At 62.5% G+C, this 12,616-nt stretch carries 10 protein-coding genes; 6 read left to right on the top strand and 4 right to left on the bottom strand.

Annotated elements, in window-relative coordinates; genetic code table 11:
• The first annotated feature begins 27 nt into the window (after positions 1-27).
• The gene (locus AU381_RS07820; RefSeq protein ID WP_064241859.1) at positions 28-594 is read left to right on the top strand and encodes a DUF6101 family protein; all 567 of its coding nucleotides are present in this window, start codon (positions 28-30) and stop codon (positions 592-594) included.
• A gap of 325 nt (positions 595-919) precedes the next feature.
• On the opposite strand, the gene ubiA is transcribed toward AU381_RS07820, so the two are convergent.
• Positions 920-1,879, bottom strand: a complete 960-nt coding sequence (ubiA, locus tag AU381_RS07825) for a 4-hydroxybenzoate octaprenyltransferase (RefSeq protein WP_064241175.1) — start codon at positions 1,877-1,879, stop codon at positions 920-922.
• 58 nt (positions 1,880-1,937) lie between these two features.
• Positions 1,938-2,750: an AraC family transcriptional regulator gene (locus AU381_RS07830; RefSeq protein WP_064241176.1), complete on the bottom strand. Its 813-nt coding sequence runs from the start codon at positions 2,748-2,750 to the stop codon at positions 1,938-1,940.
• Positions 2,751-2,859: 109 nt separating this feature from the next.
• Between AU381_RS07830 and AU381_RS07835 the strand changes: the two genes are divergently transcribed.
• The 5 genes from AU381_RS07835 (at position 2,860) to AU381_RS07855 (ending at position 9,538) form a co-directional block, all read left to right on the top strand.
• Positions 2,860-4,053 (top strand): MFS transporter, encoded by a 1,194-nt coding sequence (locus AU381_RS07835; protein WP_064241177.1) that lies wholly within the window; start codon positions 2,860-2,862, stop codon positions 4,051-4,053.
• A gap of 101 nt (positions 4,054-4,154) precedes the next feature.
• Positions 4,155-5,195 carry a polyamine ABC transporter substrate-binding protein gene (locus AU381_RS07840; protein ID WP_064241178.1) on the top strand — a complete coding sequence of 347 codons (1,041 nt, stop codon included), beginning with the start codon at positions 4,155-4,157 and terminating at the stop codon, positions 5,193-5,195.
• On the top strand, positions 5,192-7,582 hold the full coding sequence (locus AU381_RS07845; RefSeq protein ID WP_064241179.1) for a putative bifunctional diguanylate cyclase/phosphodiesterase: 2,391 nt from the start codon (positions 5,192-5,194) through the stop codon (positions 7,580-7,582). Before AU381_RS07840 ends, AU381_RS07845 begins: the two co-directional genes overlap by 4 nt.
• A gap of 89 nt (positions 7,583-7,671) precedes the next feature.
• Entirely contained in the window at positions 7,672-8,943 is a 1,272-nt protein-coding gene (gene purD, locus AU381_RS07850; protein ID WP_064241180.1) for a phosphoribosylamine--glycine ligase, read from the top strand.
• Between the two features lie 100 nt (positions 8,944-9,043).
• Positions 9,044-9,538, top strand: a complete 495-nt coding sequence (locus AU381_RS07855; RefSeq protein WP_064241181.1) for a plant virulence effector HPE1-like domain-containing protein — start codon at positions 9,044-9,046, stop codon at positions 9,536-9,538.
• Positions 9,539-9,722: 184 nt separating this feature from the next.
• Here AU381_RS07855 and AU381_RS07860 read toward each other — a convergent pair whose 3' ends face one another.
• The gene (locus tag AU381_RS07860; protein ID WP_064241182.1) at positions 9,723-10,259 is read right to left on the bottom strand and encodes a 2-thiouracil desulfurase family protein; all 537 of its coding nucleotides are present in this window, start codon (positions 10,257-10,259) and stop codon (positions 9,723-9,725) included.
• A 117-nt stretch (positions 10,260-10,376) separates the two neighbouring features.
• Positions 10,377-12,542: a glycine--tRNA ligase subunit beta gene (gene glyS / locus AU381_RS07865; RefSeq protein WP_064241183.1), complete on the bottom strand. Its 2,166-nt coding sequence runs from the start codon at positions 12,540-12,542 to the stop codon at positions 10,377-10,379.
• Positions 12,543-12,616: the final 74 nt, after the last annotated feature.

The following is a 12,616-nucleotide window of genomic DNA, read 5'->3' on the forward strand; positions in this document are numbered from 1 at the left end:
CTCAAGGAAAACAAGGGCGAAATGAAAATGCGCAACACACTCTCTCAACCGGCGTGGGTAGGAAATACGCTGCGGCTCGACCCGAAGCGTTTTCCGCAGCAGGCGACCTATGCCCTGCGCGGCGATGTGGGCAATGTGAGCATCAGCCTCGACCAGCGTGGCGCCGTCCTGCGCAAGGTGCTACCATCCAGCGGCCTGCCCCTTTCGATCGCCTTGCCGGCGCGAGCTTTCAAGGGTGTGGCAGCGCGGGCCATCGACCATGGCAACGGGGAGGTAACTGTGACGCTCGAGCTCCATCACGACGATCCGGATCTTTGCATTCCATTGCTCGTCGCGCACGATCTTTCGGACATTGCGGCCGATTGGCGTTCCTGGGCCGAAGCCTATCGCATCCCGATGCTGATGGTCGAAGCGGACGGGGTTGCCCGGCCGCTGGAAGAACATCTCGGCGAAATCCGCACCGCACCGGTGAAGCCGCGCCGGCGCCACTCCTTCTTCGCCGAACGCCGGCCGCGCTTCCTCGTGCGCCGCTCCACCGGCAAGCTCGGCGTGCAGATGAAAATCGACGGCCGCGAGATCATCGCCCGGCACTGACCACCATCCTCCATCTCCAGTTCAAGAAGCCGGCCGATCCCTGCGGCCGGCTTTTTTGTTGTCGTGCGGAAGCAACCTGCAGCCTCCGCCGCGGCAAATGTTACGACGGGTACAGCAGGCGCCACCTTCATCGTGCCACAAGCGGCGCATAGCCAAGCAAACGGATGAAGGAGTTCCTGATGCGCAAGCACCTGCTCGCCACCCTCGTCACCCTTCGGGCCGCATTTCGCACGTACACCGCGGCCAAGCGGCGCAAGGCGGAGGCCGAAGCAAGCTGGGCGTGATCGGCCTACGAGATTCGTATCCTCAGACGTTCCAGAGGATTTCATATCAACCGCAGGAGAAGCGCGAGCACGAGCCCGGCAAAGACGATCAGCCCGACGACACCATTGAATTTGAAGAGCGCAAGGCACTGTTCAGCATCGTGGATGTTCAGCACCCGGATCTGATAGGCGAGCATGACAGCCGCAACCAAGAGCCCGAGATGGGCGAAGAACCCGGCGCCGGCCGCCAGGAATGCAAAAAACATCAAAAGGACGGTCAGGCCGTAAAGCCCTATCAGCCAGGGCCGCGGATTGTCGCCGAAGCGGCGCGCCGTCGAGCGGACACCGATCAATGCGTCGTCCTCCCGGTCCTGGTAGGCATAGATCGTATCGTAACCAATGGTCCAGGCAATTGCCGCGGCGTAGAGGAGCACGGCGGAAAACGACAGCGACCCGAATTCCGCCGACCAGCCCATGATGGCGCCCCAGGAAAATGCCAGGCCGAGAAAGAATTGCGGCCAGTCGGTGAAGCGCTTGGCGAAAGGATAGATTGCCACCAGGCCCAGCGAGGCGATGCCGAGAAAAACCGTGAAGGCGTTGAACTGCAGCAGGATGACGAGACCCAGGAGTGCCTGCAACACCATGAAAGCCTTTGCTTGGGACCGCGACACGCGGCCGGAGGGCAACGGCCGCGAACGCGTGCGGGCCACTTCCATATCGATCTCGTGATCGATGATGTCGTTGTAGGTGCAGCCGGCGCCGCGCATGGCGATCGCCCCGGCGACGAAAAGAAAGACATGGAAGAGGAAGCGAGCCGGGGAGAAGCTGCCAAGCGCGGCTGCGGCACCGGCCGCCAGCGCGGCTGACCAGAGGCATGGCCACATCAGCAATTGCCAGCCGATCGGCCGGTCCCAGCGGGCGAGTTGCGCGTAGGGCCAGAGCGCCCGCGGCAGCACGCGGTAAACCCAGTTCTTCGACGGCGCATCGCGCACGCGGCCGGAATCGACGGATGAGCTGTTCATGACCCCTGTTTGACCCCGCTGAGCCGGCCGGTCAAGCGGCAGCAATGAACCTTCGCGGTCAGACATCGCGGCCGCGAAGATAAAGGCTCGGCGCGGCACCCAGCATGCGGCGGAACATGGTGGTGAAAGCCGCCACATTCTCGTAGCCGGCATCGAGCGCTACGGTGGTGATCGGTTCGCCATCGGCAATGCGCGGCAGCGAGGCGAAGATGCAGGCCTGCTGGCGCCACGTGACGAAGCTGATGCCCGTCTCGCGCCGGAAGAACCGCGTGAAGGAACGCCGGCTGATACCGAGGCTGCCGGCCCACTGATCGATATTGGCGCTGGCCGAAGGCGCCTCCAGGAACTTCCGGCAGAGGCTGGCAAGGCTGCGGTCCTGCGGAAACGGAAGGCCGAGCCGCCGCTCTGCGAGGCGGGGAATTTCCTCGAGCAGCAGGTCCATGATCAGTTGCTCGCGCCGTTCTGAAGAAGTTTCGTTCTCTATGCGGACCAGTTCATCGATGAGGCTGCCGGCCAGCGCCGAGACCTCCAGCACCAACGGCCGTCGCGCCAGGCTCATCGCCGAAATGTAGATCGAATGCATGCGAACGTCGCTGACCATCTCGGCCGAGTGCTCCATGCCGGCAGGAATGAGCAAGGCGTGACCCGGAGGGATCATCCATCGGCCGCCCGGCGTGTGTACGAGAACCACGCCCGAACGCGCCCACCAGAGCTGTGTGCGCGTGTGGCTGTGCGGCGGCACCATCAGCCCGCAGCCATAATCCTTGCCGATCGCCAGGACCGGCGCATTCGCCTTCTCGATCCACTCCAGGCTCCTGAAGTGATCCGCATCGGGCAGTTTCGGCAGGTAATGTCGGTTGGATTTCAGCATTTGGCCCACTCGCGAAAGAATTCGACCAAATCACAAAAGCAGGCCAGCAACAAGCCGTCTACACATGGACCAAAGGCTCCGAAGCGAGCCGTTCGGAAGGAAACACTTCATGTCTTCGGTCACGGCGGGCAGCATCAATCCGGAAAAGACGGCCTTTTCCGTCATTCTGGCAGTCAGCTTCTGCCATATGCTGAACGACATCATGCAATCGCTGTTGACGGCGCTCTATCCGCTGCTCAAGGCGAACTACGCACTGGACTTCGTGCAGATCGGCCTTCTGACCTTCACGTTCCAGATCACCGCCTCGATGCTGCAGCCGGCTGTCGGGATCGTCACAGACCGCTGGGCCCTCCCCTACACCTTGCCGGTCGCGATGCTGTCGACCTGTTCGGGACTTCTCCTGCTCGCCAGTGCCGATCATTTCTGGATGCTCCTTCTTGCGGCAAGCCTGATCGGGGTCGGTTCGGCGATATTCCATCCGGAGTCCTCGCGGGTCGCCCGGCTCGCCTCGGGCGGTCGCCACGGGCTGGCGCAATCGCTGTTTCAGGTCGGCGGCAACGCCGGCAGCGCGCTCGGCCCGCTTCTTGCCGCCTTCATCGTCCTGCCCTTCGGCCAGGGAAGCCTCGGCTGGTTCTCGATCGTCGCCGTTACCGGCTTCTTCGTGCTGTCCTGGGTGAGCACCTGGTACGTCCGGCATCGCCGCTCGACCATGAGCCGTGCCGCCCCGAGCCGGGCCCTGCCCCTGCCCAAGGGCCGCGTCCTCTGGACGGTCGCCATCCTCGTCCTGCTGACGGCGACGAAGAACGTCTACCTCGCCAGCATCTCCAGCTACTTCACCTTTTTCGTGATCGAGAAATTCGGCACCAGTGTCCAGCAGGCGCAACTGATGCTGTTCCTCTTTCTCGGATCGGCGGCGGCCGGAACCTTCCTCGGCGGGCCGATCGGCGATCGCTATGGGGCGCGTTTCGTCATCTGGCTGTCGATCCTCGGCGTCATTCCCTTCGCGCTAATGCTTCCCTATGCGAATCTTTTCTGGACAGGAGTGCTCAGCGTGGTGATCGGCCTCGTCTTCTCGTCGGCCTTCTCTGCGATCGTTGTCTTCGCCCAGGAGCTCGTGCCGGGGCGCGTCGGCCTCATCGCCGGCGTCTTCTTCGGCTTTGCCTTCGGCTTCGGCGGCATGGGGGCTGCGGTGCTCGGCGTCTTCGCCGACAGCCATGGCATCGAATTCGTCTACATGCTCTGCTCATATCTGCCGCTGCTCGGCATCTTCACCATTTTCCTGCCGAAAATACCGTCGCGATAGGCCGGCCATCGTCAGCGGATCGACGGGCCTCGCCTGCCCGTAAGCATTCCTAAATTATTGCCGCCTAATCTTGGTAAGTGGGATCTCGGCGGGGGCGGAGAATGAGAAAGCGCGCGGTTATATCCGTCTTCGTGGCAACATTGCTTTGCGGAACCGCGAGCCGTGCCGAGACGCTCAACCTATTGATCTGGGAAGCCTATATCGACCAGGGCCTGATCGACCGGTGGACACAGGAGACGGGTGTCTCAATCCGTCAGATACATTTCGACAGCGGCGATGCCCGCGACGAGATTCTCGCCGATCCGGCCAGCAATATCGACGTGGTCCTCGTCGGCGAGAACGGCGCGCCGCTTTTCGGCAAGCGGGGCATTCTCGAGCCGCTTACCGATGCCAATCTGCCGGCCCTCAAAGATTATGCCCCGGAATGGCGCCGGCGCTGCTCCGGATACGGTCTTCCCTATTTCTGGGGTACTGTCGGCATCCTCTATCGCTCGGACGTCGTCACGCAGCCTCCGACTTCATGGCAGGAACTGATGCGCCCGGCATTGTCGCTCAAGAAGCATATCGCCATGTTTGACGACCATAGCGAGGGCTTCATAGCGCCGCTGATGCTGCTTGGCGCTTCGATCAATGCAAATGACACCGAAACGCTGAAGGCCGCCTTCGAACTCCTGAAGGCGCAGGCGCCATTCGTGCTCACCTACGACTATGTCGTCACCGCCATCCAGGATCCGAAAATCGGCAAAGAAATCCATATGGCGCTTGGATACAGCGGCGATCAGTACGTCCTCAATGACAAGGTGGGCACGCCGGGGCTATGGCGTTATTCGGTCCCGAAGGAAGGCACGCTTTCGTGGATCGATTGCGTGTCCGTCACCGCTGGCTCGCCCCACAAGCAGCGGGCGCTGGAATTTCTGAACTTCATCGGCTCGCCGGACGGGGCCGCCGCCAATGCGCTGGCCTTGACAATGCCGACCTCAAGCAGTGCGGCGCTGAAGCTTATGCCGGAGACCCAGCGCTCCAACCCGGAAATTTATCCGTCGGCGGATGCACTCGCTAAGAGCCAGTACCAACAGGAACTTTCGATCGAGTCGGTCCAGGCGCGCCGGCGCATCATCAGCACATTGGCGAATTTTCAGTGACCCTCAGCAAGCGCGCACTCTTCCTCATCTTTCCAGTCGTGCTTCTAGGCTACCTTCTCGCGGCACTCTCGGTATACATCGCCCAGGAACGCTCCATTCATGCTTTGGAAAAGGCGAAGCTGTCGCAACGGCTGGAGCACGCGGCGGCCGTTTTCCAGAACGAGATCCAGCGCAGCAAGGGTTTCCTCAACGCTCTGCTGAACGGCAACGTTCTGCGCCAATTCATCGCCGAGACCGACGAGCGCTACCGTGCCACTGCGCTCGGCGTGCGCCTGCAGGAGAGCATCAAATCACTATCCGATGATCCGATAGCCTACCTTTCCTTCGCCGTGCTTAACTCGCGAACGGAACCCGAATATTATTTCGAGAACAGTTGGGATCCCTTTGCCGCAATCGACGAGCCCCAACGCGATCTTGCAAGAAAGTTGATCGCCAGCAAGCGGCTGAGCGATTTGACCTACCTTGAGCCCACCGGCGACCGGCCACGGATCGTCTACTCCGTCTTTGTCGATCCGGTCACCTTCGGCCGCCCCATGCCGAGCAACAAGGCCAGTGCGTTGCTGATGCAGATAGCCGTCCTGCCGGACCGGTTCCTGGCGATGCAGGCAGCTCTGAAGAAGGAGTATGGAGCCGATATCGTTCTCCAGCCATGGCCCCTCGCCGTCACCGACAGGCTTTCGGCAAGCGCACCCCTCGGGACGGAGCTCTACGCGACGATCGTCGTGCCGGACGCCTATTTCGGAGCCGAAGCGTTGCACCGGAAGGTGCTGCTTGCTTGCGGTGCTCTCGCGATGAGCCTGATCTCCATTTTCTTGATCGTGCTATTGATAAGGCGCTCCATCACCGGACCGATCGCGGGCCTCGACGCCGACGTTACAGCCGTGATGAATGGCGTGCGTGATGATATCAGGGACATGGACGGAGCGGGCGAGATCGGGCGTCTCACCCATAACATCCGCGAGCTTCACCGCCAGTCCGCCCATTCCCTGCGGCTCGCGCGGCAAAACTCGTGGACGGACACGCTTACCGGCATCAACAACCGCGGCCGCTTCAACACACTTGCGGCCGGCATCGTCGAGAGAGCCATCGCTTCCGGCGAGAAGTGCAGCCTTCTGTTCATCGACATCGACAATTTCAAATTCGTCAACGACAAGTACGGCCACGATGTCGGCGACGATCTGCTCAGGACGCTTGCGGTGCGTATCGGCAAAACGGTCGAAACCATCACCGCAAGGCGGCAACTGGAGCCTGCCATCCTCGCTCGCCTTTCCGGCGACGAATTTGCGGTTCTAGTGCGGTCTAACCCGGGCGAAGGCGCAATCCGAGAGATCTCGAAGGCGGTCCTGGCGCTGTTTGACGGCGGTTTCGAAGTATCCGGCAAGCGCTACCCGGTGACGGCGAGCATCGGCGTTGCCATCTGCCCGGACGATGCGACCAATGTTGCCGAATTGATATCCAATGCAGACGCCGCCATGTACCAGGCGAAATCCGGCGGCAAGAATCACTCCTCCCGCTTCTCGCGCGCGCTCCACGACAAGCGTACCCGGCTGCGCCAGATCCAGGAGGAATTGCGCGGGCTCGATCCTGACGAACAATTCCGCCTGGTCTACATGCCGATCGTGAACATGCGCGGCCAAGTCACCGGCTGCGAGGCGCTTTTGCGGTGGCATTCGCCCGTTCTCGGCCAAGTGACGCCAGACGAATTCGTCCCGATCGCCGAAAGCTCCGGTCTGTTCACCAAGATCGACTGGTGGGTCATCGACAAGGCGATGTCCGACTGCCGGCAGCTGAAGGCCATCTTCGGGGACGATACGGTGCTGGCGATCAATATCTCTTCGGCGGAGCTGCATTCGCGCGCGCTCGGCGATCACCTGTCGAATTGCGCGGCCCGCCATCAGCTCGAACCACGATCGATCGACATCGAGCTCACGGAAACTTTTGCCGTCAAGATCAGCGACCAGTTGCGGCAGAATATCGACGAGCTCCGCCACAAGGGCTTCCGCCTGTCGATCGACGACTTCGGCGCCGGTTACACCTCGGTTCAGCAGATCATCGACTACGCCGCGGACACCATCAAGCTGGACCGGGCGCTCGTTTCCAATCTCACGGCCTCGCACTCCCTTTCAGTCCTCAAAGCGCTCATCGCACTCTGCCATGCGAAGGACAAGGCGGTGATCGGCGAAGGCGTCGATACGCCGGAAAAGCTCGCGATGCTCACGGCAGCCGGCTGTGACCGCTTCCAGGGCTATCTGATCAGCAAGCCGCTTTCGCTCGACGATCTGGCGATCTGGGCCCTTACCCGGACGGTGCAACACGTCAAGGAGCGCCGCATCGACGAGCGCTCCGGCAGCGGCCGTCAAAGCTCGACCTCCGAAGCGCGCTGGTGAATCTTGAGCGCGGAGCCGGTTTTCCCTTGACCTTGCCCCGCCCGACGTCCTAACCGCAGCGCATCAATGCGCTGACGGCAGGGATGGCAATGAAGGTTCTTCTGATCGGATCGGGCGGACGCGAACACGCGCTTGCGTGGAAGATCGCGCAATCGCCGCAGCTCACCGCGCTGTACGCTGCACCAGGCAATCCCGGAATCGCCGAAGAGGCGACGATCGTCGCACTCGACATCGACGACCACGCGGCCGTCGTCGACTTCTGCCGCAAGGAGTCGATCGATTTCGTCGTGGTCGGCCCCGAGGCGCCGCTTGTTGCCGGTCTCGCGGATGTACTCCGTGCCGCCGATATCGCCGTTTTCGGGCCCTCTGCCGCTGCCGCCCAGCTCGAAGGTTCCAAGGGCTTCACCAAGGATCTTTGCGCCAGATACGGAATCCCGACAGGTGCCTATAGGCGCTTTGGCGAAGCCGACCCGGCGAAGGCCTATGTCCGCGAGCAGGGCACGCCGATCGTCATCAAGGCGGACGGACTCGCCGCCGGCAAGGGTGTCACGGTGGCGATGACGCTCGACGAGGCGCTTGCCGCCGTCGACGAGTGCTTCTCCGGCGCCTTTGGCTCCGCTGGGGCTGAGGTCGTCGTCGAGGCCTATCTCGATGGCGAGGAGGCAAGCTTCTTCTGCCTCTCAGACGGCAAGACCGTGCTGCCGCTGGCCTCGGCGCAGGATCACAAGCGCGTCGGCGACGGCGATACCGGGCCGAACACCGGCGGCATGGGTGCCTATTCGCCGGCTCCGGTGATGACGGCCGAGATGGTCGAACGGACGATGAACGAGATCATCGAGCCGACCGTAAGCGGCATGGCCGAAAGCGGACATCCGTTCACGGGAGTGTTCTTCGCCGGCCTGATGATCACCGCGAAAGGGCCGGAACTCATCGAATACAATGTCCGTTTCGGCGATCCGGAATGCCAGGTCCTCATGATGCGCATGAAAAGCGACCTTCTGCCGCTGCTTTACGCGGCAGCGACGGGCACGCTCGACGGCATGGAGATCGAATGGCACGACGAGGCGGCGCTGACGGTGGTGATGGCTTCGCGTGGCTATCCGGGGAGCTATGAGAAGAACACGCCGATCGGCGCCCTCCCCGGCGCATCCGCCACGACAAAGGTGTTTCATGCGGGCACCGCGATCAAGGACGGTCGCCTGGTCGCAACCGGAGGCCGTGTGCTGAACGTCACAGCCATCGGACCAACCGTCAGCGATGCAAAGGATGCCGCCTATGCATGCGTGACTGGCGTGTCCTGGGAGAACGGCTTCTACCGGCGTGACATCGGATGGCGCGCGGTGGCGCGCGAGAGGACTTAACTGCTCAGATTCGCGGCATCATTCAATTTTTACCAATTCTCCTGACGGGAAGGTAAGGGAAAGCTCATACTTTCCTCTCGATAGTTTCGAGGAGAAAACGATGCGATCCCTGCTGATCACTGCCGCCCTTACGCTTGCAGCCGGCACAGCGGCAGCGTCGTCGGTCGAGGACGTGACGTCCGGAAAGGCCGTCAATTCCAGCGTAGCGACGATCTCCTGCGCGCAGTGCCCGCCACTGCAGCCCAAGAAGAAAGCCTCCTATGTGGTACCCGAGCTGGCGCCCGGTACCGCCAAGCTCGAGCTCAGGGAAATCGGCGGCGAAATGAAGTCGGTTCGCACCGAGGCCTGGCTCGGAGGATCGCCGGTCGTCTTCGTCAACAAGGCCTCGGAGGACGTCATCAAGGCCGCGGCCATGAAGGCAGATCCGGCGGCGGGCGCCTCTGAAGCCTCGCTCGCCGCGGTCGCCGACATCGACCGGACGGCAAAGACCGCCGCCGTCGGGATCGTGTCGCACGCAGGACCGGTGAGCGCCTCGATGGCCGGCAGCGGTTCACAGGAATTTGATCCGTCAGGCTTAGAACTTAGATTAGACTAGCACCATATACATGGAGTTCCCTGCCCCATCGGCCGGAAAATTCAAGGCTGACGGGCATTTCGCTGCAATGGCGAAAGGTTGCGCCCCTGAGAGAAGCAGGGGCGTAATCTTTTATGGGACAGCCTCATCCTACTGCATGTTTCCTTCAATCGTAGCCGATTGAAGGATAAGAACATGCAGCAAATCAAAGCGCTACAGCGACCTTTGCGCGTCTCATAAGACGCGCGGCGCTGTAGCCGGCAAGCCTCTCGACCAGCACCTCGACCTCGCGATCGGAAAAGACCTCGATGCCGTTCTGGCGCAGGAGCACCGCGGTGACGCCCTCACCCGCGACGCGCTCGCCGTTGAAGCTGCCGTCATAGACGAAGCTGGAGCCGCAGGACGGGCTGCCATCGATCAGCAACGCGAAACGACAGTTCGTCGCAAGTGCGAGAGAAAGCGCGTTTTCCGCTCCCGTGCGAAACGCACCGCTCACATCGCTGCCGGTCTTTTCGACGACCCGCCCCGTGCCGGAAAGGACGTCCGCGCCGGTCCTGCCTCCATCGATCTCCGCCGGCGGCCGCGGAACTGGCATGCCCGCCGACATCTCGGGACAGAGGGTCACAAGCCGTCCTTCCGCGCGCCAACGTTCAATCACCGGATGAGAGAGCGGTTTCGCCGCGCCGTCATAGCGCACCGCATGGCCCATGAGACAGGCGCTGACGAGGATCTTGGCGGTCATGGCGCGGTCATACCCCCCTAGTCGTAATGTTTAAATGAGCACACGCGTCAGCTGAACAGCATCGGAGCAAGTGAGATGAGCAGCGCGCCCGTTGAAATCGCCTTCGAACCGGTGGACTTATCCCGAGATCTTCGAGAAATCCGCGACCTCGCCAGTCGCCGTGCGGATGAGCCCGAGCAACGCAAGCCGGTTGGCACGGATCGCCTGGTCCTCGTCATTGACAAGCACGTCGTTGAAGAACACATCGACCGGCTCGCGCAATCTGGAGAGCGCTTCCATGGCGGAGCGGAAATCTTCCTTGCCGATCGCTTCGCGAGCATCGTCGGAGGCGAGCTTGATCGAGGCGTGCAGGGTGCGCTCGGCGTCAAGCCGGAAGAGCTTCTCGTCGACCATGTCTGCGACCTCCGTGCCCTTCTTCTCTTCGGCCGCGAGAATCTGCGTGGCGCGCTTCGTTCCGGCAAGGAGGTTCCTTCCCTCCTCGGCCGTGACGAAGGCCGTCAGCGCCTCGACACGCCGCGCAATCATCAACAGGTCATCGGCCTCCGACGTCAATACCGCGTCGATAAGGTCGTAGCGCGCCCCGAGATCGCGCAGGTAGACCTTCAGCCGATCATGGAAGAAGGCGAGAAGGTCCGCGGCGATATCGCCGGCCACTTCGGGCCGCTGCGCCATGAGGGCTCTTAGCGCGATGTCGAAGAACGGCAGCAGCGGAAGACGCGCCCTGCCCTCGAGAATGAGCCGGATGACACCGAGTGCGGCACGACGCAGCGCATAGGGATCCTTCGAGCCCGTCGGCTTCTCGTCAATCGCCCAGAAGCCGACGAGCGTGTCGAGCTTGTCGGCGAGCGCTACCGCGACCGCCACCGGATCGGTCGGCACGCGGTCGGAGGGGCCTTGCGGCTTGTAATGGTCCTCGATCGCGTTGGCGACAGCGGCGCTCTCGCCCTGCAGCACCGCATATTTGTGGCCCATGATGCCCTGCAGTTCAGGGAACTCGCCGACGGCCTCGGTGCGGAGATCCGCCTTGGCAAGCACGGCGGCGCGATCGACCAGGGCCTGGTCGGCGCCGGTGACCTCGGCAAGCGCCAAGGCGATCGAGCGGATGCGGCCGACGCGCTCGCCCTGCGTCCCGAGCTTGGCATGGAAGGTGACGTTCAGCGCATCGAGCTTCGCCATGCGCTGGTCGAGCGGCTTCTTCAGATCGAGCCCGAACTTCTCGGCGGACGGCTCCAGCGTCTCGAGATCCGGCAGATCGCCCTGGTCGCGTTTCCAGAAATGCGCCGCATCGGAAAGGCGGGCACGCACGACCTTGCCGTTGCCGTGGACGATCTCCCTGCCGCCGTCCTTGGCCTCGATATTCGAGATGAGGATGAAGCGGTTCGACAGCGTTTCCGAGCCCGGCTGCCGCGTCACGAAGCATTTCTGGTTGGTCTTGATCGTCAGGCGGATGATCTCGGAGGGAATTTCGAGATAGCTCTGCTCGAAGCTTCCCATCAGCACCCGAGGCCATTCCACGAGACCTGCCACTTCCTCGAGCAGGCCCTCGTCCTCGACGAGTTCAAGGCCGTTGGCGAAGGCGATGTTGCGGGCATCGGCGGCGATGATCTCCTTGCGACGCTCGGCGTCGAGCACGACCTTCGCCTTTTCGAGCTTGTCGGAATAGTCGGCGAAGCGGCGCACCGTGATCGCCTCCGGCGCGTGAAAGCGGTGGCCGTGGGTGACGTTCGCGGCGACGATGCCGTCGACCTGGAAAGGGATCACCCTGGTCTCCTCGGTTTCCGAGCCAAAGGTGCAGACGATCGACTGCAGCGGCCGCACCCAGCGCAAGCTGCCCGGCCTGGCGGAGGCTGCACCGGAGCGCATGGACTTCGGCCAGGGGAAATCGCGAATGATCGCCGGCATCACCTCGGCGATGATATCCTCTGCATCGCGGCCGGGCTTGACGATATGAGCGACGTAGAAATCGCCCTTCTTGGCATCGCTGTGGACATGGGCCTCGCCGATGGAAGAGAGGCCGGCTGCGCGCAGGAAACCTTCGATCGCCTTCTCGTTGGCGTCGGTGCGCGGACCCTTGCGCTCCTCGCGGACATCGGCGGAGCGCGCATTCAAACCACGAATGTCGAGCGTCAGCCGGCGTGGCGTCCAGTATTCGCGCGCGCCTTCATAGGTGAGGCCGGCCTCGACGAGCGCGTCCGTTACGAGCTTCTTCAGATCGCCGGCCGCCTTGCGCTGCATGCGGGCAGGAATTTCTTCTGAGCGCAGTTCAATAAGAAGATCGGGCATGAATTCGAGACTTTGTTCTGTTCCGACGGTTGCCTCGGGACTTAGCAAGCTCCGGCGGGAATGTCATCAAGTGC

The sequence above is a fragment of the Sinorhizobium glycinis genome (genome assembly GCF_001651865.1).
Classification (GTDB): Bacteria; Pseudomonadota; Alphaproteobacteria; order Rhizobiales; family Rhizobiaceae; genus Sinorhizobium; species Sinorhizobium glycinis.